Source organism: Streptacidiphilus jiangxiensis (assembly GCF_900109465.1).
Classification (GTDB): domain Bacteria; phylum Actinomycetota; class Actinomycetes; order Streptomycetales; family Streptomycetaceae; genus Streptacidiphilus; species Streptacidiphilus jiangxiensis.
Window position 1 is genome coordinate 24,826 of the sequence record NZ_FOAZ01000022.1, and the last position, 21,459, is coordinate 46,284.

Sequence of the window (21,459 nt, forward strand, 5' to 3'; positions counted from 1 at the left end):
CCCCTCCCGTGGACCGGCCGTGTCCTGACCATTGTGCGTTGCCTTCGCCATCGACCGCACGGTTATGGACATCAGACGCACCGTCAGCGAAGGATGTGCGCCATGCGCATGGAGGGCACGGCCGCGGTGGTCACCGGCGGCTCACGCGGGATCGGGCTGGCTGTGGCACGGGAGTTGCTCGACGCCGGGGCGTCGGTGCTGATCGGGGCGCGCGGCAAGGACGGCTTGGAACAGGCGCTCGCCTCGCTCGGGCCCGCACCGGGTCGGCTGATCGCCGCGGCCGGGGACGCGGGCGACGAGGTGGACGTGCGCCGCTGGGCGGGGCTCGCGCTGGAGACCTTCGGACGGCTGGACTTCGTCGTCTGCAACGCCGGAGCCAACCATCCGCTCGGCCCGGCGGTGACGAGCGACCCGACCGCCTGGCGCGACACCTTCGCGGTCAACGTGCACGGCCCGCTGGCGCTGGTGCGGGCCGCCTGGGAGGGGTGGATGCGCGAGCACGGGGGCTCCGTCGTCACCGTGGTGACCGAGGGCGTGCACGGGGTCGGCCCGGGACTGGCCGCCTACGAGACGAGCAAGGCCGCGCTGCTGCAGCTCACCAAGCACCTCGCCGCCGAGCTGGCCCCGCGGGTCCGGGTGAACGCGGTCTCGCCGGGCCTGGTCCGCACCGAGCTGGCGCGCTTCTGGTGGGAACGCGACGAGGCCGGCCTCGCCGCCGGGACACCGCTGCGGCGCCTCGGCGAGCCGGAGGACATCGCCCACGCCGTCGTCTGGTTGCTCTCGGACGAGGCTGCCTGGGTCACCGGCGCCGACCTCCTCGTCGACGGCGGCCGCCGCGTCCGCGCGGGGATGCTCGCCTCGCCGCCGACCCCGGAGGGGGGATCCGGCCGGCGGCCGGACTGACGCCGGCGCCCGTCACCGCCCGTGTCACCGCGCCAGGGTGTGGACCAGCGCGGCGACGAAGACCCCGGCGACCCAGGTCCACAGCAGGGACAACGCCACGTGCCCGGCGGTGCGGAAGCGGTCGCCACGCCAGAGCCGGGGCGAGAAGAAGGCGAACTCGAAGACCCAGCGGGTCCCCCAGAACACCGACTCGCCCCCGAGCAGAACCGCGCCCAACGGACCGCGGGACAGCAGGGCCGGCGCCAGAGCGAGCGGCAGCAGGCCGAGCAGGACGCAGGTCAGGGCGATGAAGAAGAGGTGCGCGGAGGCCACCTGACGGGTGAGCAGGGTGGTCCCGGCCAGATCGGCCGGCCAGCCGATCACCCGGGGCAGTACCGCGTGGAGGAGCCCGACCGCGACCAGCGCTGCGCCCACCAGACGCAGTTGAGTCTCCAGAGTGAGGACGTGCGTCACGCCGCCGCCTCCTTGCGGAAGGCGAACGCGGTGACCAGGCCGGCGATCCGCCGCTCCGCGCCGCGCCGCAGGCCGGCGTGGTCGGCCAGGCGCAGCCATTCAGCCCTGGGCAGGAAGTGCCAGGCGCCCGGGCCGTACGCGGCCGCGTTGGCGGCATCCCTGCGGTGCTCGACCAGCACCAGGGCGCCCCCCGGGCGCAGGACGCGGACGCACTCGGCGAACAGGGCCTCGCGATCCTCCCGGCGGCGCAACTCGTGGGCGGCGAAGACCGCGAAGACGCTGTCGTGGGCGGCCGATTCCACCGGCAGGGCGGTGGGCCGCCCGGGCAGCGCTCCCTGCGCGGCCCCACCGGTCAGGCGGTGGGCACGGCGGATGGAGCCCGTCGTCATGAGCGCCGGGTCGTACAGGTCGACGACGCACTGCGCCGCTCCGGGGTGGCGCGCGGCGAGCGGGCGGGCGGCCTCGTCGAGGCCGGCCGACAGCACGAGGTGGTCACCCGGACCCTCGGGCAGCAGGTCATCCAGCCAGTCGAACGAGAACGGTCGCGCGTGGTCGTAGACCCACCAGGTCGCCGCGGTGCTGCCGACCAGCAGGGCCGCCGCGGTCGCCGCGCCCGCTCGGGCGAGCCGGGCGGGCCGGACCGGCAGGCGGCGCGCGAGCGCCCAGCCCAGGACCACCGTCGTGGCGCCGACCGCGTACATGGGCCAGTTGAACCGGGCGACCTCGCGCACGCCGGAGGGCCGGGTGGGCGCGGGCGCGTCGGCGCGCGGGAGCTGGAGCAGCCTCACGCTGCGGCTCCTTCCCTGGTGCGGCGACGGCCGGCCTCCCAGCCGTAGTCGACGTCCGCGACGTGGAACGCGTTGGCAAGCCGGGGTCGGGCACCGGCGAACGACCCGTGGTCGAAGAAGGTCAGCGCGCTGACCTCGACGTCGACGGGCACGGGATCCCACGCGGTCCTGGTGGCCTTGACGACGATCACGGAGTCCGTCTGCGGCTCGTACTCGAAGGTGTAGGGCAGCGGCCCCGCGAACCGGCGGGCATCGCGGGCGGTGGCGAAGGGGCTTCCCTCGGGCAGTCGTGCCGGGCTGCCGTCCCCGATCCGGGCCCGCACGACCAGGTCGGCGTGCCCGTCGTCGCTGCGGACGTCGAAGTGGAGGTCCCCGTCGCTGACGCCGGTGGTGATCCGGGCACGGTGATAGTTGTAACGGCTGAAGACGTTGCCGCCCAGCGCCATCAGGCGGTCGTCGGTGTCGCTGCGCAGGATGCGCAGGCCGCGCATGGTGCGGCCGGTGGGGGTCGGGAACCGGGTGAAGATCCGGTAGCCGGTCAGCACGTGGTCACCGCCGCAGGCGGCGGGCAGGAAGGACGGGCGCAGCGCGCGGGCGTCGACCACGGCGGCGGCGACGAAGCCGTGCTCGTGCCCGTACTGGTCGGTGTAGGTGTCGAGGCTGAGACCCGGCGGGACCAGGGCCGTGAGCACCTCCGGCGGCAGGGCGTAGGTGAGCACCAGCGAGTGGGCGAACCGGGTCCGCATCGGGAACGGATGACGTTGCAGCAGATGTCTCATCGGGGGTCCTTTTCCGGGGTTTCCGGGGTTTCCGGAGTTCCCGGGGTTTCCGGGGTTTCCGGGGTTTCCGGGGTTCCTGGGGTTCGTTCGGGGGCCGGCTCACCGAGTCGCTCGACCCGGACCACCCCCCAGAGCATCGATCGGTCGGCTGCGGCCTGCCCCGGCCCGGCGGGGCCGGGTTCGCGCAGACTGCGCCAGACGACGACCCCGCCGGGCCGCACCGCGTGTCGCACCGCGGCCCACAGGCGACGTGCGAACTGAGGGCCGGGGCCGTCCAGGACGTTGGACAGGGTCGCCGCGTCGTAGGCGCCGCGCGGCGAGCGCTCGAGGTGCTCGACGACGTCGCAGTGCAGCAGGCGCACCGCGCGGCCGGCGAGCGGCACGACCGTCGAGGACGTGGCCCCCGCGATCGCCGGCGCCGGATCGGGCAGCTCGCGCCCCGCGAGCAGCCGCCAGGCCCACGGGTTGGAGGAGTTGGAGTGCCGGGCGACGGCCCGGCCGATGCGGCGGCGCAGCACCGAGTCGAACCGGCCCGGCATCACCTCGCGGAAGGCGGGTCTCAGGGCGAGGGCCAGCGTCCCGGCCGGGCGCAGCGCGAGGCCCGCCAGGATCCGCAGCCCGCGGGAGTCCAGTTCGTCGTGCCATCGACGGGCTTGTTCGGCCGGGTCGTCGAGCCGCAGGAAGCGCTCGGGTCCGTCCGAACGCCAGGCGGGAAGCGCGCGGGCCGCCGCGAACCGGCCGAGGGCGAGCAGTCGCTCGGCCGTGCCGGTCTCGGCGGGCGCACCGTCGTGGAGTCGGCGGCGTGCGTAGGCGAGTTGGGCCGCGTTCAGGTCGACCGCGGTGACGTCGTGTCCGGCGGCCGCGAGGGCTCCGGCCGTGTCCCCCGCCGAGGCGATGCACAGCACGCGTGCACCGGGCGGCGGGAACGCGTCGAGCTCGATGCCCACGTCCTCGTACATCCGCCCGAACAGCAGGCCGGGGGAGCACGACGAGCCGAACGCCAGGATGCTCCCGTCGCCCCAGGGTGTGGCGGCGCTCATGGGGCCAGCGCGCGTGCCGGGGCGGCGGTGGCGCCGCTGCGCGTGGTCGCGACGGTCCAGATCAACGCGATCAGGGCGAGGTCCTGGACCACCAGCCGTCCCGGTTCGGCGATCTGGTCCGCGCCGAACAGCAGCCCGCCGGTGTTGAAGGCGACGATGAGCGCCGTCTGAACCGCTGCGGCAAGCAGCGGGCGCCGGCCGCTCAGCACCCACAGCCCGATGCCGACCTCCATCAGCCCGATCGCGGCCAGCACGGTGGTGACGGCGCCCGCGGGCAGCATCGGCACGCTGCCGACGATCGCCCGCTGGTCCGCGCGTCCGGGCCAGAGCTTGCACCACAGACCCTCGTAGAACCAGGTCAGCGCGACCGCCGCCGCAGGCAGCGCGGTCCGCCGGGATCGTTGCACCGGGACCTCCTCGGAAGCGGACTGGACACCGCCTCAACAGGCATGACGGTTCGCCCGTTCGTCAGCGGCGCACGCCCCCGTCCCGGGTCCCCCTCGTACGGGAACCATCATGGCGCACATTTTGAACACGTTCAATATTGAGTTCTCGGCGCCCCCTGGTGGCCGAGCGGTGATCCTGGGAGCATCCACGGGTCCGCGCCCCGCGGAGCCCGACGGAGGAGACGCACGTGCCGAGCACCGAACTGACCCGGACCTACGAGGTCCCCGCCGAGCCCGCCGCCGTGCTGGCGCATCTGGTCGAGCCGGACAACTACGTCGGGCTGTCGCCACTACTGGTCGCCGTGCGCGACGTGCGGCGCGAGGACGAGGTCACCCACTATGTGGCGGTCGAGCGCTTCCGCTTCCTCGGGCTGGTCACGCATGACAACCACATCCGGGTCACCCTGCGCTCCGAGCCCGGCGGCCTGCCGGAGGAGGCGACCGTCCACGGGGACGTGGTCAGCCCGGGCGGCGTGCGGATGTCCTACAGCTTCGCGATCCACGCGCACGACAACGGCTCGCGCGTCGTGGACACCCTGCACCTGTCCGCGCCGTTCGGCCTGCTCCGCTTCGCCGCCGGGAAGGCGGGCGAGGTGCAGGCCGCGCGCGGCAGGGTGCTGGCGGAGCGCCTGGCCCGCTGACGTGGGGATCCCAGCACCTCGAAACGATCGAGGAAGTCCGCCACCACGAACCCGGAGAACGACTGGACCGGGAAGCTGCGGGACCACCCACTCATGAGGATCCCGCTCTCGGCCGGTCGATCCGTGTTCCCGGGCCCTTCGGGTTCTCTCTCGACACGTCCCGACTGCCGGGCTACCGACTCGAGTCCGGCCGAGGCGGCGGACCAGGCAGAATGGTCCGGTGACCCTGACTGATCTCATCCCCGCCAGCCCCCAGCCCGACGAGCTCTTCACGGCCTTCGCCGGGTGGGCCGAGGAGCGCGGGATCACCCTCTATCCCGCCCAGGAAGAGGCGCTGATCGAGATCGTCTCGGGCAACAACGTCATCCTGAACACCCCGACCGGCTCCGGGAAGAGCCTGGTCGCGGCGGGGGCGCACTTCACCGCGCTGGCGAACGGGCAACGGACGTTCTACACCGCGCCGATCAAGGCACTGGTCTCGGAGAAGTTCTTCGACCTGGTGAAGATGTTCGGCACCGAGAAGGTCGGCATGATGACGGGTGACGCGTCCGTCAACCCGACCGCGCCGATCATCTGCTGCACCGCCGAGGTGCTCGCCTCGATCGCGCTGCGCGACGGCGCGCAGGCGGACGTGCAGCAGGTGGTCATGGACGAGTTCCACTTCTACGCCGAGCCGGACCGCGGCTGGGCCTGGCAGGTGCCGCTGATCGAGCTGCCGCAGGCGCAGTTCCTGCTGATGTCGGCGACGCTCGGCGACGTGCGGAAGTTCGAGGCGGACCTGAAGCGCCGCACCGGTCGCGCCACCACCACGGTCTCCTCGGCGACCCGTCCCGTCCCGCTGTTCTACGAGTACCAGCGCACGCCCATCCACGACACCCTCGAGGACCTGCTCAAGTCGGGTCAGGCGCCTGTCTACGTCGTGCACTTCACGCAGGCACAGGCCGTCGAGCGGGCACAGGCGCTGATGAGCATCAACATGTGCACCAAGGCCGAGAAGGACGCGATCGCCGCGCTGATCGGCAACTTCCGCTTCACCACCAAGTTCGGCCGGAACCTGTCGCGGTTCGTGCGGCACGGCATCGGCATCCACCACGCCGGCATGCTGCCCAAGTACCGGCGCCTGGTGGAGCGGCTCGCGCAGGCCGGTCTGCTGAAGGTCATCTGCGGCACCGACACACTCGGCGTCGGCGTCAACGTGCCGATCCGCACGGTGCTGTTCACGGCGCTGTCCAAGTACGACGGCCAGCGGGTGCGGATGCTGCGCGCCCGCGAGTTCCACCAGATCGCCGGTCGCGCGGGCCGCGCCGGGTTCGACACCGTCGGTACGGTCGTCGCCCAGGCGCCCGAGCACGTCATCGAGAACGAGCGGGCCGTCGCCAAGGCCGGTGACGACCCGAAGAAGAAGCGCAAGGTCGTCCGCAAGAAGGCGCCCGAGGGCTTCGTCTCGTGGGGCGAGGAGACCTTCACCAAGCTCATCGACGCGGCGCCCGAGCCGCTGGTCTCCCGCTTCAAGGTGAGCCACCTGATGCTGCTCTCCGTCATCAACCGGCCCGGCAACGCCTTCGAGGCGATGCGGCACCTGCTGACGGACAACGACGACGACCCGCGCACGCGGCGCCGCCACATCCGCGAGACCATCGCGATCTACCGCTCCCTCGAGGCCGGCGGCGTCGTCGAGCGGCTGCCGCACCCGGACGAGACGGGCCGCATCGTCCGTCTGACCGTCGACCTGCAGGACGACTTCTCGCTCACCCAGCCGCTGTCCACGTTCGCACTCGCCGCGTTCGAGCTGCTGGACCCGGCGTCGCCGACATACGCGCTGGACGTGCTGTCCGTCGTCGAGTCGACCCTGGACGACCCGCGCCAGATCCTGCACGCGCAGGAGAACAAGGCGCGCGGCGAGGCCGTCGCGGAGATGAAGCGCGACGGGGTGGAGTACGAGGAGCGGATGGAGCGGCTCCAGGAGATCTCCTACCCCAAGCCGCTGCAGGAGCTGCTGGAGCACGCCTACGAGGTCTACCGCCGCTCGCACCCGTGGATCAGCGACCACCCGCTGCGCCCGAAGACCGTCGCCCGCGACCTGTACGAGCGCGCGATGACCTTCACCGACTACGTCGGCTTCTACGAACTCCCGCGCACCGAGGGCCTGGTGCTGCGCTACCTCGCCTCCGCCTACAAGGCCGTCGAGCACACCGTGCCGGACCACCTGAAGTCCGAGGACCTGCGCGACCTGATCTCCTGGCTCGGCGAGCTGGTCCGCCAGGTCGACTCCTCGCTGCTGGACGAGTGGGAGCAGCTGGCGAACCCCGAGGACGAGGAGGAGTTGGAGCAGTCGTTGGAGGAGAAGACCGCGCCGGTCACCGCGAACACGCGCGCCTTCCGGGTCCTGGTCCGCAACGCGCTCTTCCGCCGCGTCGAGCTGTGCGCGCTGGAGAACTACGGCGCGCTGGCCGAGCTGGACGCCGAGGACGGCGGCTGGGACGCGGACCGCTGGGCGGACGCCATGGACGCCTACTGGGACGAGCACGACGACCTGTTCACCGGCCCGAACGCCCGCGGGCCGAAGATGCTCATCATCGACGAGGAGACGGTCCAGGGCGCCTGGCTGGTCCGCCAGATCTTCGACGACCCGGCGGGCGACCACGACTGGGGCATCAGCGCCGAGGTCGACCTCCACTCCTCCGACGAGGAGGGCCGCGCGGTCCTGCGCGTCACCGGCGTCGACCGCCTGGGGTGAGTCCGGTCCGCCGGTGATCTCGACGGCGCTCGGCCCCGGTGGGAGCATGGCGTCCGTCTTCGGGGGGAGCGGGCGTATGGGTCGCGTCAAGCGGTCGAGCGTGGTGGTCGGCGTGCTCGCCGCGGCGCTGATCGGGTTCTGGTCGTGGGTGCTCGCCACCCCGGCCACCGTTCCCGACTGCCCGTCGCATCCGGCCGCCGGCGCCGTCTGCCTGAGCTCGGCCGCTGTCCGGGTCGGTTCCTACCTGCCCCGCTACCGGTACGTGCTGGGCCTGCGGCACGGGATCGGCCCGACCTACGGGGTGACCGTGTCCGGGCTCCCGGGCGGGGTCCGCACGATCTACCTGGACCGCGACGGCCTGTTCCGGCTGGACCCGCGGATCGGCCAGACGGTGACCGCGTCCGTCCTGCGCGGCCGGGTCGAGCGCCTGTCCGACGGCAACGGCACGGCGTGGGTGAGCGGCTACGACCCCGGCTTCCGCAGCGGCTGGATCCTCGGCTCGGTGCCGCTCGGCGTACTGCTGGCCGTCATGGCGCGCCTGGACCGGCGCGACGTGCGCACCCCCCGCCGATGGCTGTGGGTGGACCGTACGGCGGCCCTCGCCGCTCTCGGATCGGTGGTCGTGGTGGCGTTCGTGCGGGGCCGGGTCGAGGTGGGGGCGCTGGTGGTTTGTTTCGGGCTGCTCCTGGCAGTGGAGACGGCGGGCCAGCGCTGGTCGCGCGAGCCGGGAGACTGAGCCGGTCGCGGCTCAGAGCGGCCGGGGCGGCTCGGCCGCGCGGGCGTCGAAGCGGGCGCGGGCGGCCTGGATGGCGTGGGCGTGGTCGACGGCCCAGTCGGCGATGGCCGTCGTCAGTTCGCCCGCCGCGCGGCCCTCGTCGGTGAGGGTGTACTCGACGCGCGGCGGAACCGTCGGGTAGACGGCCCGGGAGACCAGGCCGTCGCGTTCCAGGGTGCGCAGGGTCTGGGTGAGCATCTTCTGGGTGATCCCGTCGAGGATGCGCCGCAGCTCGTTGAAGCGCAGCGGCCGGTCGAAGCGGCCCAGCGCGGACAGGACGTAGAGGGACCACTTGTTGGCCAGGACCTCGACGACCGTGCGGGAGGGGCAGTCGCGGCGGTAGCCGGCGAACTCCTCGGCGAGGACGCGGCGCGTGACGGTATCCATGAGGTACCTGGGTATCAGACGGGTGCCTTCTTCACAACGGATACCCGCCGCGGAAAGGATGAAGCCCTCGAACCGAGTCCCGGGAGGGCGTCATGCGCAGCATCAGGATCCGTTCCTTCGGCGGCCCCGAGGTCGTCGAGCTCACCGAACGGCCGGTGCCGGAGCCCCGGCCCGGGGAGGTGCTGGTGCGGGTCGCGGCGGCCGCGGTGAACCCGGCCGACTGGCGGATCCGGGCCGGGGAGGTGCGGCGGCTCGGGGAGCCGCCGCTGGGGCTGGGGTTGGACGTCGCGGGCACCGTGGTCGCCGGCGACGGCGGACGGTTCCGGACCGGGGATCGGGTCTTCGGGGTGGTGCCGCCGCCGCAGGGGTCCTTCGCGGAGTACGTCGCCGTCCCGGGGACGACGCTCGCGCGCACTCCCGACGAGCTCGACGACGCGTGCGCCGCCGCGCTGCCGGTGGCGGGCCTGACGGCCTGGCAGGCGCTGGTCGCGGCGGCGCACCTCGGCTCCGGGGAGCGGGTGCTCGTGCACGCGGGGGCAGGCGGCATCGGGCATCTCGCCGTACAGATCGCCAGGGCACGCGGCGCGCACGTCACGGCGACCGCCGGCACCGCCAACCAGGCCTTCCTGCGCGAGCTCGGCGTGGACGAGCCCGTCGACCACCGCGCCACCGACGTGTTCGCCCGCCCGGACCGCTTCGACGTCGTGCTCGACCCGCTCGGCGGAGCGCACGCGCTGCGTTCGCTGGAGCTGCTGCGTCCGGGCGGACGGCTGGTCGACGTGCGCGGTACCGGCGTCGACCGGACCGCGCTGCGCACGCGCGCGGCGCAGCTCGACGTGGAGCTGACGGAGCTCTACTTCCGCCCCGACCCGGGCGACCTCGACGCCCTCGCCCTGCTCGCCGCCAAGGGTGACCTGCGTCCGCACCTCGGGCTGGTGCTGCCGCTGGAGCGGGCCGCCGAGGCGATCGCCGAGGTGGAGTCCGGCCACGCCCGCGGCAAGGTCGTGCTCAGCGTCGCAGCAGGGTGACGCCGTCGCTGCTGACGACCACGGTGTAGCCGCGGGACTCGAAGTGGGCCAGTTCGGCGACGGCGGTGTCCGCCGAGCACGGCGCGATGGCCTTGGAGTCGGTCGCGTCGACGACGACCCAGGCGGCGTCGGCCGAGGCGTCGCGCATGCAGACCAGGGTGACCGTGTCGCGGTGGACGAGCTGGGCGGCGAGACGGTTGCTGGCGGCCACCTTCACGCCGTCGGGGATCTGGTTCAGGATCGCCTCGGCCGTCTGCACGTGCGCCGGCGTCACCCACTGGGGTGACAGCGCCAGCTCGCGCAGCGGGAAGAAGGGCATCGCCGCCGCCGTGAAGGCGGCGGAGGCCGCAAGCACCGCGCGCCCCCGGCGCCAGGAGAGCCGCCCGCGCGTCAGCGCGTGCACGAAGCCGCCGAAGACGATCGGCATCAGTACCGCGCTGTAGTGGTACGCGACGCCCCAGTAGTGCGAGTTGCCCGAGGCGAAGCGCCACAGCAGCGTCGGAGTGCACAGCAGTGTCAGCGGCGATCGGAGCGCGTAGAAGGCGGTGGGCGCCAGCAGCATCAGCACCGTGAGCCATTTGACGGGCGGCCAGGGCAGGTGCAGCAGCAGGCCGACCAGCGTGCCGCCGCCGCCCGCCTGGGTGACGCCACCGGTGGTGGCGCTGCCACCACCGGTGATCTGCTGCCAGTAGTCGAACCCGCCGTGGACGTTGACGGCGGGCAGCACCAGCAGCACCTCGACGCAGGTGCCCAGCGCGCCCAACGCGGCGAGCCACAGGCCGAGCCGACGCGGGCCGCGCAGCGCGAGGTAGACGCCGACCGCGGCGACAGTCAGCCCCTGGTCCTCCTTGACCAGCAGCAGCGGCAGCGACCACCAGGCCGCCGCGTGCCACCGCTCCTCCCCCAGCGCGCGCACCGCGAAGGCGATCAGCGGCACGGCGAGCGCCACCTCGTGGAAGTCGAACGCCGCCGCCTGCACGATGCCCCAGGAGGCGCCCAGCCCGAACCCCACCACCAGCGCGGTGCGCGGCCCGCGCGCCGTGAACGCCCAGTCGGCGAGCGGCACGATGGCCAGCGAGAGCAGCACGCTCTGCGCCACCAGCAGCGTCACCGGGCTCGGGAACACCCGGTAGAACGGCGCGAGCACGGCGACGGCGGGGCTGAAGTGGTCGCCCAGCACGTCGAAGCCGGGGCCCTTGAGGGGGGTGACCGGCGCCTGCAGGTGCGCGTAGGCGCGCACGGCCTGCTCGAAGATGCCGAGGTCGTATCCGGCCGTCTGCTGGAGCTGGTGGCGCCGCACGGACAGCACCGTGTAGAGCACGGCGAAGACCGCCGCCGTGCCCCAGCTGTACGCCCAAGGCGGTATCCGCCCCTCTGCGCTTCCGAGCTCCCCCGTCACCAGCCGTACGCGTCGCTGCGCGACGACCGTCGTCCCGGTTGTACTCACGTGCCGTGTCCCACCCCGTCAGCCTGCAAACCCGTCCACCTTATGCCCGCTTATGCCCGCACCTCGCCGCGGGCCCGTCTGGCGAGGAACACGTCGGTGATCCACTCGGTGTCGAGCCCGTCGCCGTGCGCCTCGAGCACGGCGCGCAGCGCGGCGAGGAGCGCCGCCCGGCGTTCGGGCTCCAGGATCTGCACACCGGACTGGGTGGCCACCCGGGAGAGCCACGCGTCGGCGCTGTGCCGGGTGAGGCCGTTGCGGACGCGCACCGAGCGCTGGTCGGTGAAGCGCTCGTCCCCGGCGAAGTCCAGGCTGGGCCAGCCGTTCTCCTCGGTGGCCTCGATCTCGTCGGCGAACTCGGCGGCGAGACCGGTGAGCCGCCCCAGCTCGGTGCCGTACTCCTCGTCGATGGCGGTGAAGTCGCGGTGCAGGACCGGGTCGACCATGGGCGCGAAGTTCCAGATCAGCGCGACGGCCCCGCCGGGGGCGAGGGCGTCGAGGAGGTGGTCGCGCCGGGTGTGCGGGTCCAGCCAGTGCCAGGACTGGGCGGCGTAGACGAGGTCGAAGCGGCGCTCCCCGGGCTGCCACTGCTCGAAGAGCCCGACCTCGACCTCGACCTGCGGCAGCCCGGTGATGTTGCGGCGCAGGACCTCGGCCATCCGAGGGTCCGGCTCGACGGCGAGGACCGGCAGGCCGCGTCCGGCGAAGGCGACGGTGGCCTTGCCGGTCCCGGCGCCGATCTCCAGGGCGCGCGGCAGGTGCGCGCCGGTGTACGCGAGGACGGTGTCGACCAGGAGGTCGGAGTACCCGGGCCTCGCCGCGTCGTACTGCTCCGCCGTCGTCCCGAACACGAGCGCTCGTTGCTGTCCCACGCGCCCCTCCCCGTCCCTTCGGTCACGCGCCGGTCACGTCCCGGTCACTGGTCCGTCGGCGAACCTACCGACTCCAGCGGCTCGGAGGCCAGCACCCGGACCGTTCCGGCGGGTACCGAAACGGGACCTTCCGGCCCCGGAACGGTCGTATCGGACGCGGTGTGGTTGATGACGACGTCCCAGTCGCGGCCGTCCGCGTCCACCCGGCAGACGCGTTCCACGCCGTCCGGCAGGCCGCTCGGGGTGCGGACGCCCGCGTCGGCGAGGGCGGCGCGCAGGACGGCGTCGAGCGTCCCCGCGTCGGGAGCGGTGGCGACGTACCAGGCGATGCCTGAGCCGAACGCGTGGCGGGTCACGGCGGGGCGCCCCGCGGCCGGGCCGTCGGCGTGCTGCAGGACAGCGGAGGCGCCGTCCAGGGCGAGGTCCTCGGCCCAGCGCGAGGCCGTGCCGGGCGCGGCGGCCGCGCCGTCCATCCGCGGCGTGGCGACAAGCGTGGTGGTCTCGCCGCGACGCAGTGGCAGGAACTCCTCCGCGCGCACGCCCAGCACGTCCCGCAGTGCGCCGGGGTAGCCGCCGAGGTGGACGGCGTCGTTCTCGTCGACGATGCCGGTGAAGTAGCTCGTCAGCAGCGTGCCGCCGGCGCGGACCCAGGACCGCAGGTTCTCCGCCCAGGCGGTGCGGGTGACGTACATCGAGGGCGCGACGACGAGCCGGTAGCCGCTCAGGTCCGCGCCGGGGTGGACGAAGTCGACGGTGACGCCGGCCCGCCACAGGCGCTCGTAGTAGGCGTCGATCCGCTCACGGAAGTCCAGCTCGACACTGGGCCGGTACTCCAGCTCCAGGGCCCAGCGCGACTCCCAGTCCCACACGATCGCCACGTCCGCCCGCACCCGACTGCCACGCAGCGGTGCGAGCGCGCGCAGACGGGCGCCCAGGTCGACGACCTCGCGCCACAGCCGGGTGTCGGTCCCGGCGTGCGGGAGCATCGCGGAGTGGTACTTCTCCGCGCCCGCGCGGGAGGCGCGCCACTGGAAGAACATCACGCCGTCCGCTCCGCGCGCGACGTGCGCGAGGCTGTTGCGGGCCATCTCCCCGGGCCGCTTGGCGATGTTGCGCTGCTGCCAGTTGACCGCGGAGGTGGAGTGCTCCATCAGCAGCCAGGGCGCGCCGCCGGCCAGGGAGCGGGTGAGGTCGGCACTCAGCGCCAGGCCGATCTGGTTGTCGGCGCGCTCGGCGGAGAGGTAGTGGTCGGTGGCGACCAGGTCCACCTCGCGGGCCCAGGACCAGTAGTCGAGGTGGTCGGAGAGGCCTGCCATGAAGTTGGTGGTGATCGGCACGTCCGGGTCCGCGGCCCGGATGATGTCGCGCTCGGCCTTGTAGAGCGTCAGCAGCGCGTCCGAGGAGAAGCGCCGGAAGTCCAGCTGCTGGGCCGGGTTGACGGCCGTCGGTGCCTCGCGCGGGGCGTCGATCTCGTCGAAGGAGTCGTAGCGCTGGCCCCAGAAGGAGGTGCCCCAGGCCTCGTTCAGCACGTCCACGGTCTTGTAGCGGTCCCGCAGCCAGTCGCGGAACGCCGCGGCGGAGCGCTCGCAGTAGCAGCGCGAGACGTGGCAGCCGTACTCGTTGTGGACGTGCCACAGCACGACCGCCGGGTGGCCGGCGTAACGGTCGGCGAGGGCGCGGGTGATCCGGGCGGCGGCCTGGGCGTACTCCGGGGAGCTCGGGCAGTAGGTCTGCCGGGCGCCGTAGCCGAGGACGCGGCCGTCGGCGGTGACCGGTCGCACGTGCGGGTGGGCCTTCTGGAACCAGGCGGGCGGCGCGGCCGTGGGTGTGGCCAGGTCGACGGCGACGCCGCCGGCGTGCAGCAGCTCGATGACGCGGTCCAGCCAGCCGAAGTCGAACTCGCCCGGTCGCGGCTCCAGCCGGGCCCAGGAGAAGATGCCGAGGCTGACCAGGTTGACCCCGGCCTCGCGCATCAGCGCCACGTCCTCGGCCCAGACCTCCTCCGGCCACTGCTCCGGGTTGTAGTCGCCGCCGTAGGCCAGGCCCGTGAGGCGCAGCCGCTGTGCCATGGATCACTCCTCGTCCGGTGCCCTTGCTGGAACCGCACACGCCGTGCGCAGCCTCTCCTCTTCGACGCACCTTCGGCAAGACCCCGTCCGGGGTACGTCGTCCGGGTGTGTCGGCCGGGTGCGTCGGGCGGGTCCGTGGTCCGGGTCCGTCCCGTCGCCGGGCACGGATCCGTGCACCAGCCTCTGCCCCGTGGCGCGCCGGTACTCGTAGGCTCTATGTCGGGGCATCCATGCACACCCCGCCCACAGCAATGCGAAAGGTCCGCCTGTGATCCACGTGGTCATCGTCGACGACGAGACGCTCGTCCGCTCCGGCCTGAGCCTGATCGTCGGCTCGGCCCCGGACATCGAGGTCGTCGGCACCTGCGGCGGCGGGGACGCCGTCGCCACGGTGGCCAGGCTTCACCCCGAGGTCGTGCTGCTGGACGTCCGGATGCCCGACGTCGACGGCCTGACGGTGCTGCGCGGGCTGATGCAGCTGCCCGAGCCTCCGGCCGTCGCGATGCTGACGACGTTCGACAGCGACGAGTACATCGGCACCGCGCTGCGCGCGGGCGCGAGCGGCTTCCTGCTCAAGGACACCGATCCGGAGCAGCTGATGCACGCGGTGCGGGTGCTGGCCTCCGGCGGGCGGATCCTCTCGCCGGCCGTGACGGACACCGTCATCGCCGGCTACCTCGACTCCGGTCCGGACCGGCAGACGGCCGCGCGGCTGGCCACCATGACCACGCGCGAGCTGGACGTGCTGATGCTGCTGGGCGAGGGTCTGTCCAACGCGGACATCGCCGCGCGGCTCTACCTGAGCACCGGCACGGTCAAGGACCACATCAGCGCGATCCTCGCCAAGCTCGGCACCGCCAACCGGGTTCAGGCGGCGGTCTTCGCGCACCAGGCCGGGCTGCTGGCCGGCGATCACGGCCCGGGCGCCGGCGCGTCGGGCGCGGGAGCGCGCAAGGACGGCCAGTGAGCGCGGGCGCGCTCGTGAGCGCGCCGGTGCCCGACGCATCCGGCGCTTCGGGTTCACCCGGTGCGGCGGGTTCGGGCGCGGCAGCCTCGGGCGCGGCAGGTTCGGGCGCGGGCGCCGGAGCCGCGCGCCCCTGGTACTTCAGCCCCTGGGTCACCGTGCCCGTGCCGGCTCTGCTGGCAGCGCTGGACGCGCTGCTCGCGAACGACCTCGGCTCGGCGACGGAGATGATCACCTCCATGGTGGCGGCCGCCGCGCTGCTGCTGCGCAAGCGCTGGCCGCTGATCGCCCTGCTGGCGACGCTGCCGGGCATGGAGCTGAGCAACATCTGGCTGGCGCCGATGTTCGCCGTCTACTCGGTCGCCGTGCGCTACCGCAACCGGTGGCCGATGTGGATCGGCGGCCTTCTGGTGGCACTCACCCAGTTCGTCCCCTGGCCCTGGGGCGACTTCACCCTCGCCTGGGACCGCACGACCGCACTGGCCGCGATGTACGCGGTACTGACGGCGGCGGCGCCGATCGCGCTGGGCATGCTCGTCACCACCCGCCGGGAGCTGGCCGTCCGCCTCGACGAGCTCACCCGCGGCCAGGAGCGGGAGCGGCGGCTGCTCGCGCAGTCCGTCCTGTCGACGGAGCGGGCACGGCTGGCCCGGGAGATGCACGACGTGGTCTCCCACCAGGTCAGCCTGATCTCCATCCAGGCGGGCGCGCTCCAGGTCCGCGCGGGCGACCCGAACGCGACCAAGGAGACGGCGCGGACGATCCGGCAACTGTCGGTGAAGACCCTGGAGGAGCTGCGCCAGATGGTCGGCGTGCTGCGGGCCGCCGGCGGCGACGCCAAGCAGCTGACGCCACAGCCGACCCTGGCCGACCTGCCGCGCCTGGTCGCGGAGTCCGGCCTCAGCTGCGATCTCGAAGCGGACGTCGAGGAACCCCTGCCGGAGCCGGTGGAGCGTGCGGCCTACCGCACCGTCCAGGAGGCCCTGACCAACGTCCGCAAGCACGCCCCGGGCTCCTGCGTCACCGTCCGCCTCACCCGCGGCTCCGGCTCCCTCCAGGTGACCGTGGCCAACACCGCCGGCTCCCCGGACGCCACCCCGCTGCTCCTCCCCAGCGGCGGCCACGGCCTCATCGGCCTCGGCGAGAGAGCCCAACAACTCGGCGGCACCCTCTCGGCCACCCCCACCCCGGACGGCGGCTTCACCGTCGCCGCCTCGTTCCCCACCGGCTGAGAGCTGCGGAAACTCCGTCGCACCGGCCCCGGACGTCCGGCTACGCTCCGGTGCTCATGAACGAGACCCCGCGCCCGACCACGACCCTCTGGCGCCCCACCGGCCCGGTGGAGCTGGCCCTGGTCCGCGACCTCTCCTGGCGCGCCTGGCCGCCCCGCCTGCCGGAGCAGCCGATCTTCTACCCGGTCCTGAACGAGGACTACGCGGTCCGCATCGCGCGTGACTGGAACGTCAAGCACAGCGGCGCCGGCTTCGTCACGCGCTTCGAGGTGGAGACCGAGTTCCTGAAGCGCTACCCGGTCCAGCAGGCGGGTGGGCGGACGATCCTGGAGCTCTGGGTCCCGGCGGAGGAGCTGGACGAGTTCAACGCGCACATCGTCGGCACGATCGAGGTCGTGCACGAGTTCAGGTAGGCGCGGCTACGCCACGTGCTGCAGCTCGCGCTCCTGCTCCGGCCGGTGCGCGGCGCTGCGGCGCTTGCCGCGCGGGAGGGCAGGGAGGCGGGGCTGGGCGATGAAGCCCTCGACGCAGGCGTTGGCCAGGGCGATGCGAGGCAGGTCGCGGCTGCGTTCGAACAGGACGTAGCGGGGCTCCCACTGCGGGCGGTACTTGGCGTTCGCACGGTAGAGGGACTCGATCTGCCACCAGCGGGAGAAGAAGACCAGCACCGAGCGCCAGGCACGCAGGAACGGGCCCGCGCCGAGCTTGCCGCCGCGCTCGAAGACCGCGCGGAAGACCGCGAAGTTCAGCGAGACGCGCTCCACGCCGATCGAGCGGGCCTGCTGCAGCAGCTCGATGACCATGAACTCCATCAGGCCGTTGTCGCTGTCGCGGTCGCGGCGCATCAGGTCCAGGGAGAGGCCGTGCTCGCCCCACGGGACGAAGCTCAGCAGGGCCTTCAGCTCGCCGTCGGCGTCCTTGCACTCGAGCATCACGCACTGGCCGTCGTCCGGGTCGCCCAGGCGCCCGAGCGCCATGGACCAGCCGCGCTCGGTGCCGCCGTCGCGCCAGCGGTCGGCGTGGACGATCATCGCGTCCATCTCGGCCTCGCCGATGTCCGCGTGGCGGCGGACGGCGACCGTGTACCCGGCGCGGCGGACGCGGTTGTGGGCCTGGCGGACGCCGCGCATGGAGCGACCCTCCAGGGAGAAGTCGGCGACCTCGACGATCGCCTCGTCGCCCAGCTCCAGCGCGTCCAGGCCGTGGCGGGCGTAGACGACGCCGGCCTCCTCGCTGGCGCCGGTGACCGCCGGGGTCCAGGCGTGCTCGCGGGCCTGCTCCAACCACTTCTCGATCGCCCCGGGCCACGCCTCGACGTCGCCGATCGGGTCGCCGGAGGCCAGCGAGACGCCGCCGACCACGCGGTAGGTGACGGCCGCCTTGCCGCTGGGCGAGAAGACCACGGACTTGTCGCGCCTCAGCGCGAAGTAGCCGAGCGAGTCCCGGGCGCCGTGGCGGTCCAGCAGGCCGCGCAGCCGCGCCTCGTCCTCGGGGCCGAGGTACTCCTTGCCCTTGGGGGCCCGGAAGAGCGCGTAGGTGACCAGCACCAGCACGGCGACGCTGAGCCCGTTGACGGTGACGTCGATCCAGCGCGGGACGGCGACCTCGAAGAACTGCGAGCCGGCCGAGTTCAGCGTGATCGCGCGGTAGATCACGTACTCGACGCGGTCACCCAGCGTCGCACCGCGGCCCGCCTCGGTGAGGCTGAGCAGGCCCGTGCCCACCAGCAGCGTCACCAGGCCGCCGCCGACCAGCACGCCGGCGGCCAGCCGCGGGTTGGTCGGGTCCCCCTTGGCGCGGAACTCGGCGCGCCCGAGCAGCAGGGCCGCCCCGAACAGGACCAGGACGCCGAGCGTCGCCCAGTTGAACCAGTGCGCCCGCACGCCCGGCTGCTCGATGAGGGAGAGCACCAGCGCGATGGTCAGCAGCCCCGACAGCACTGCGTTGGCGATCCAGGCGGCCCGCTTGTGACGGTTCATCATGACGGCCATGAAGACCGCGAACGCGGCCGAGCTGAAGCCGGCGGTCAGCAGGTAGGGGGTGTAGAAGTCGCCGGCGTTGTGGTGCCGCACCTGCTCGCGGAAGCTCAGCGAGACCGCGGCGAAGAGGTTGAGGCAGGCCACGATCCGCAGATACCAGACGGCGGTGCGCGCGCTGACGTGCGTCACCTTGTCGAATGTGGTGGCGGTCGAGGACAAGAACGGCTCCGGGTGGGACGCGGGACGGGACGCTGACTGGGCCGGCTGAAGAGGTATCAGCCCAGTTATCAGCTTGGCGCGGCCCGGTGCGGGTTTCGTCACTCCGAGGTCCCTGTTGCGACCCCGCCGATCGGCGGGGTCGCGGGCGTCGAACGGCAGGTCCGCAGGTCAGACAGGGGTCACCGAGGTGTACTGCTTCCAGTCGGTCGGCTTCTGCCCCACGTTCAGGGTGCGCAGCTTCGCCAGTACCGCCGGGTCCTGGGCCTCCAGCCACTGGACCATCTGCCGGAACGAGACCAGCCGCACGTCGGGCTTGGCCGCGATCTCGCGCAGCGCCTGCTCGACGGACTTCATGTAGATGCCGCCGTTCCAGCTCTCGAAGTGGTTGCCGATGAAGAACGGCGCCCGGTTGGTGGTGTAGGCGCGGTTGAAGCCCGCCATGTACGACGCGTACGACTGCTGCTGCCAGTAGGCGCGCTTGGACGGGTCGCCCTTCGGGTTGCCGCCGCTCTGGTTGGCCATCATGTTGTAGTCCATCGACAGCACCTGGAAGCTGTGCCCGGGGAACGGGATGGACTGCAGCGGGAAGTCCCACAGGCCGTGCTTCTTCTCCGGCCACATCTGGTTGCCGCCGGGCGAACTGGCGTCGTACTTGAAGCCCATCGCGGCGGCCGTCGGCAGGAACTGGTTCTGCCCGAGCAGGCACGGGGTGCGGCCGCCGATCAGCTCCTTGCGGTAGTCGAACGGCAGCGGATCGAGGTCGTGGAAGCCGGTGTTGGTCTTCCAGTTCGCCACGAAGTCCATGGCCTGCTCGGTCTCGCTGCGCCACTCCTCCGCGCTCCAGGTGCCCACACCGGAGCTCGCACTGCAGAAGTGACCGTTGAAGTGCGTGCCGATCTCGTGGCCCTCCAGCCACGCCCCCCGCGTCTGCTCCAGCGTCGCGCGGACGTGGTCGTCGGCGAGATAGCCGATGTCGGAGGCACCACGCCGGTGCCCCGGCGGGTTGTAGAGGTCCTTCTTGCCCTCGGGCAGCACGTAGATGCCGGAGAGGAAGAAGGTCATCGTCGCCTTGACCTCCTGGGCGACGGCGCGGAAGTGCGAGAACAGCTGCTTGCTGTCCTCGCCGGCACCGTCCCAGGAGAAGACGACGAACTGCGGCGGGCGCTGGCCCGGCTGCAGCCTCGTCGCCTCCGGCTGGTTCGGCTGCGGGCCGGTGTCGGCCATCGACCCGTCACCGATCAGGTTGACCGGACGGGCGTTGACGCTCGGGCTGCCGGACGCCCCGCCGACCGGCTTGCCGTCCCCGCCGCCCGCCCTGGTCCCGCCACCGGAGCGACCACAGGCGGACAAGCCCAACGCCGCCGCCGTGGCGACCGCTCCCCCGGCGAGCATGTTCCTGCGAGAGATCGCTCCCATACGGTTCCTGCCTTCCGCGCGTGCTTCCGCTCGCTCATCGTTCAGCTGTGCGCCTATTGGGACGCTTGCCCGGGCTGTCGCGGTTCGCTGCGATCCATCCCGATGTAAGCAACCCTCACAGCATCCCTCATCCGGAGACAGCCGTGTTCCAAGGACCCACCGGAGATTCAGTCGTCAGTACGTGTCCTGGGGAGGTGTCCCACAGGAACTCCAGAGGAAACTCACTCGAACGTGTGCGTTTCGCGCCAGGCGACTACGCTGCGCCTGGTCTGACAAGATCCCCGCGGGTCCGATGAGATCACCACCGTCCGGCGGTCATCCATCCGTCGGACGGCTGGAATCCGTGACGGACCGGGGGGATGGACGCGTGGCGATCGACTGGGGCACCGTCTCGGCCGTGCTGACGGCCGGTGGGACGCTGGTGCTGGCGGTGGCGAGTTTCGCCTCCATCCGTTCGGCCGACCGCGCGGCGCGCTCGGCCGAACGCGCGATCCAGGTCTCGCTGCGCCCCGTCCTGGTCGGCGCCCGACCCACCGATCCGGAGCAGAAGCTCATCTGGAGCGACGGCCACCGCGCGCACCTCGCCGGGTCCGCCGGCTACGCCGCGCTCGGCGACGACGCGATCTACCTCGGCGCAGCGCTGCGGAACCTCGGTCCCGGCCTCGGCGTCGTCCACGGCTGGTCGCTCCCCCGGGGCGACACGCCCGTGGCCGCGGCGGAGTTCCGCCCGCAGGGCCTGGACATGTACCTCGCCCCCGCCGACCACGGCACCTGGCACGCGGCACTGCGCGACCCCGCCGATCCGGCCTTCGCCGTCCTGGCCCAGCAGGTGAAGAACCGTGAGCGGATCAACGTCGACCTGCTCTACGGCGACCACGAGGGCGGCCAGCGCACGGTCACCCGGATCTCGCTGCTCCCCCGCGGCGAGGAGGGCTGGCTCTGCCAGACCGTCCGACACTGGAACCTCGACCGCCCCGACCCCCGCCGCAGCGAGAGGCCCTGAACGACGATGCGCAGCCTCGACCTCCACCCGATCTTCCGCAACAACCGCGACATCGAACTGGCCATGCGCCAGTTCCTCTTCGCCTGCGCCCAGTCGGGCGACCCCGTCGCCGAGATCATCCCGGGCAAGGGCTCGGGGCAGCTGAAGCGGCGGGTGCTGGCGTTCCTGGACCAGAAGCACATCCGGCGGCTGTACGCCCGCCGCGAGGAGGACCCGAAGAACCCGGGGCGGATCGTGATCCACTTCGCCCCTCAGGTGCGCGAGGAACTGCGCGAGTAACCCCC

At 72.7% G+C, this 21,459-nt stretch carries 21 protein-coding genes; 10 read left to right on the forward strand and 11 right to left on the reverse strand.

Translation table 11 applies throughout. The features are described from left to right. The first annotated feature begins 102 nt into the window (after positions 1 to 102). Complete coding sequence (locus BMY61_RS33375; RefSeq protein ID WP_236656272.1) at positions 103 to 903, forward strand: SDR family oxidoreductase; 801 nt, start codon at positions 103 to 105, stop codon at positions 901 to 903. A gap of 24 nt (positions 904 to 927) precedes the next feature. Here the strand turns inward: BMY61_RS33375 and BMY61_RS33380 are convergent, their stop codons facing one another. Genes BMY61_RS33380 through BMY61_RS33400 form a run of 5 tightly spaced genes read right to left on the reverse strand, consistent with a single transcriptional unit; the run spans position 928 to position 4,370 of the window. Next, positions 928 to 1,356: a hypothetical protein gene (locus BMY61_RS33380; protein WP_042452533.1), complete on the reverse strand. Its 429-nt coding sequence runs from the start codon at positions 1,354 to 1,356 to the stop codon at positions 928 to 930. Then, positions 1,353 to 2,144 (reverse strand): methyltransferase domain-containing protein, encoded by a 792-nt coding sequence (locus tag BMY61_RS33385; RefSeq protein ID WP_052439011.1) that lies wholly within the window; start codon positions 2,142 to 2,144, stop codon positions 1,353 to 1,355. Before BMY61_RS33385 ends, BMY61_RS33380 begins: the two co-directional genes overlap by 4 nt. Beyond that, on the reverse strand, positions 2,141 to 2,923 hold the full coding sequence (locus BMY61_RS33390; RefSeq protein ID WP_042452530.1) for a DUF2071 domain-containing protein: 783 nt from the start codon (positions 2,921 to 2,923) through the stop codon (positions 2,141 to 2,143). The genes BMY61_RS33385 and BMY61_RS33390 overlap by 4 nt, the downstream gene beginning before the upstream one ends. Beyond that, complete coding sequence (locus BMY61_RS33395; RefSeq protein WP_063773314.1) at positions 2,920 to 3,963, reverse strand: DUF3419 family protein; 1,044 nt, start codon at positions 3,961 to 3,963, stop codon at positions 2,920 to 2,922. Before BMY61_RS33395 ends, BMY61_RS33390 begins: the two co-directional genes overlap by 4 nt. Continuing rightward, entirely contained in the window at positions 3,960 to 4,370 is a 411-nt protein-coding gene (locus BMY61_RS33400) for a DoxX-like family protein (protein ID WP_201777608.1), read from the reverse strand. The genes BMY61_RS33395 and BMY61_RS33400 overlap by 4 nt, the downstream gene beginning before the upstream one ends. Before the next feature lie 227 nt (positions 4,371 to 4,597). Between BMY61_RS33400 and BMY61_RS33405 the strand changes: the two genes are divergently transcribed. From BMY61_RS33405 to BMY61_RS33415, 3 genes are all read left to right on the forward strand, one after another. Next, positions 4,598 to 5,050, forward strand: coding sequence for an SRPBCC family protein (locus tag BMY61_RS33405; protein ID WP_042452528.1), 453 nt, complete (start codon positions 4,598 to 4,600; stop codon positions 5,048 to 5,050). Positions 5,051 to 5,270: 220 nt separating this feature from the next. Beyond that, positions 5,271 to 7,787, forward strand: coding sequence for a DEAD/DEAH box helicase (locus tag BMY61_RS33410; RefSeq protein WP_042452526.1), 2,517 nt, complete (start codon positions 5,271 to 5,273; stop codon positions 7,785 to 7,787). A gap of 76 nt (positions 7,788 to 7,863) precedes the next feature. Then, on the forward strand, positions 7,864 to 8,523 hold the full coding sequence (locus BMY61_RS33415; protein ID WP_042452524.1) for a hypothetical protein: 660 nt from the start codon (positions 7,864 to 7,866) through the stop codon (positions 8,521 to 8,523). A 12-nt stretch (positions 8,524 to 8,535) separates the two neighbouring features. Here the strand turns inward: BMY61_RS33415 and BMY61_RS33420 are convergent, their stop codons facing one another. After that, complete coding sequence (locus BMY61_RS33420) at positions 8,536 to 8,949, reverse strand: winged helix-turn-helix transcriptional regulator (protein ID WP_042452522.1); 414 nt, start codon at positions 8,947 to 8,949, stop codon at positions 8,536 to 8,538. Between the two features lie 92 nt (positions 8,950 to 9,041). On the opposite strand from BMY61_RS33420, the gene BMY61_RS33425 reads away from it, so the two are divergent. Further along, entirely contained in the window at positions 9,042 to 9,977 is a 936-nt protein-coding gene (locus BMY61_RS33425) for an NADP-dependent oxidoreductase (RefSeq protein ID WP_042452520.1), read from the forward strand. On the opposite strand, the gene BMY61_RS33430 is transcribed toward BMY61_RS33425, so the two are convergent. Genes BMY61_RS33430 through BMY61_RS33440 form a run of 3 tightly spaced genes read right to left on the reverse strand, consistent with a single transcriptional unit; the run spans position 9,958 to position 14,362 of the window. After that, the gene (locus tag BMY61_RS33430; RefSeq protein WP_236656270.1) at positions 9,958 to 11,424 is read right to left on the reverse strand and encodes a DUF2079 domain-containing protein; all 1,467 of its coding nucleotides are present in this window, start codon (positions 11,422 to 11,424) and stop codon (positions 9,958 to 9,960) included. The two genes, BMY61_RS33425 and BMY61_RS33430, sit on opposite strands and share 20 nt — an antisense overlap. Positions 11,425 to 11,474: 50 nt before the next feature. After that, a complete protein-coding gene (locus BMY61_RS33435) occupies positions 11,475 to 12,293 on the reverse strand; it encodes a class I SAM-dependent methyltransferase (protein WP_082015274.1) in 819 nt (272 codons plus the stop codon). A 44-nt stretch (positions 12,294 to 12,337) separates the two neighbouring features. Beyond that, positions 12,338 to 14,362, reverse strand: coding sequence for a beta-galactosidase (locus BMY61_RS33440; protein WP_042452516.1), 2,025 nt, complete (start codon positions 14,360 to 14,362; stop codon positions 12,338 to 12,340). 268 nt (positions 14,363 to 14,630) lie between these two features. Here BMY61_RS33440 and BMY61_RS33445 point away from each other — a divergent pair, with 268 nt between their 5' ends. Genes BMY61_RS33445 through BMY61_RS33455 form a run of 3 tightly spaced genes read left to right on the forward strand, consistent with a single transcriptional unit; the run spans position 14,631 to position 16,971 of the window. Continuing rightward, positions 14,631 to 15,329, forward strand: coding sequence for a response regulator (locus BMY61_RS33445; protein ID WP_042452514.1), 699 nt, complete (start codon positions 14,631 to 14,633; stop codon positions 15,327 to 15,329). Further along, on the forward strand, positions 15,326 to 16,558 hold the full coding sequence (locus tag BMY61_RS33450; RefSeq protein ID WP_236656268.1) for a sensor histidine kinase: 1,233 nt from the start codon (positions 15,326 to 15,328) through the stop codon (positions 16,556 to 16,558). The genes BMY61_RS33445 and BMY61_RS33450 overlap by 4 nt, the downstream gene beginning before the upstream one ends. Positions 16,559 to 16,614: 56 nt before the next feature. Further along, the gene (locus BMY61_RS33455; protein ID WP_042452511.1) at positions 16,615 to 16,971 is read left to right on the forward strand and encodes a hypothetical protein; all 357 of its coding nucleotides are present in this window, start codon (positions 16,615 to 16,617) and stop codon (positions 16,969 to 16,971) included. A 6-nt stretch (positions 16,972 to 16,977) separates the two neighbouring features. On the opposite strand, the gene BMY61_RS33460 is transcribed toward BMY61_RS33455, so the two are convergent. Beyond that, positions 16,978 to 18,756, reverse strand: coding sequence for a phosphatidylglycerol lysyltransferase domain-containing protein (locus BMY61_RS33460; protein WP_042452509.1), 1,779 nt, complete (start codon positions 18,754 to 18,756; stop codon positions 16,978 to 16,980). Positions 18,757 to 18,924: 168 nt separating this feature from the next. Continuing rightward, positions 18,925 to 20,172 carry a polysaccharide deacetylase family protein gene (locus BMY61_RS33465; RefSeq protein ID WP_042452506.1) on the reverse strand — a complete coding sequence of 416 codons (1,248 nt, stop codon included), beginning with the start codon at positions 20,170 to 20,172 and terminating at the stop codon, positions 18,925 to 18,927. Positions 20,173 to 20,539: 367 nt separating this feature from the next. Between BMY61_RS33465 and BMY61_RS33470 the strand changes: the two genes are divergently transcribed. Together BMY61_RS33470 and BMY61_RS33475 are read left to right on the forward strand one after the other, a co-directional pair. Then, positions 20,540 to 21,175 carry a hypothetical protein gene (locus tag BMY61_RS33470; RefSeq protein ID WP_042452504.1) on the forward strand — a complete coding sequence of 212 codons (636 nt, stop codon included), beginning with the start codon at positions 20,540 to 20,542 and terminating at the stop codon, positions 21,173 to 21,175. A 6-nt stretch (positions 21,176 to 21,181) separates the two neighbouring features. After that, entirely contained in the window at positions 21,182 to 21,454 is a 273-nt protein-coding gene (locus tag BMY61_RS33475; protein ID WP_042452502.1) for a Smr/MutS family protein, read from the forward strand. Positions 21,455 to 21,459: the final 5 nt, after the last annotated feature.

Coding starts and splice junctions, on each gene's coding strand:
- BMY61_RS33375 (WP_236656272.1), top strand. CDS start 103: ATGCGCATGGAGGGCACGGCCGCGGTGGTCACCGGCGGCTCACGCGGG.
- BMY61_RS33390 (WP_042452530.1), bottom strand. CDS start 2,923: ATGAGACATCTGCTGCAACGTCATCCGTTCCCGATGCGGACCCGGTTC.
- BMY61_RS33395 (WP_063773314.1), bottom strand. CDS start 3,963: ATGAGCGCCGCCACACCCTGGGGCGACGGGAGCATCCTGGCGTTCGGC.
- BMY61_RS33415 (WP_042452524.1), top strand. CDS start 7,864: ATGGGTCGCGTCAAGCGGTCGAGCGTGGTGGTCGGCGTGCTCGCCGCG.
- BMY61_RS33420 (WP_042452522.1), bottom strand. CDS start 8,949: ATGGATACCGTCACGCGCCGCGTCCTCGCCGAGGAGTTCGCCGGCTAC.
- BMY61_RS33425 (WP_042452520.1), top strand. CDS start 9,042: ATGCGCAGCATCAGGATCCGTTCCTTCGGCGGCCCCGAGGTCGTCGAG.
- BMY61_RS33440 (WP_042452516.1), bottom strand. CDS start 14,362: ATGGCACAGCGGCTGCGCCTCACGGGCCTGGCCTACGGCGGCGACTAC.
- BMY61_RS33455 (WP_042452511.1), top strand. CDS start 16,615: ATGAACGAGACCCCGCGCCCGACCACGACCCTCTGGCGCCCCACCGGC.
- BMY61_RS33465 (WP_042452506.1), bottom strand. CDS start 20,172: ATGGGAGCGATCTCTCGCAGGAACATGCTCGCCGGGGGAGCGGTCGCC.
- BMY61_RS33475 (WP_042452502.1), top strand. CDS start 21,182: ATGCGCAGCCTCGACCTCCACCCGATCTTCCGCAACAACCGCGACATC.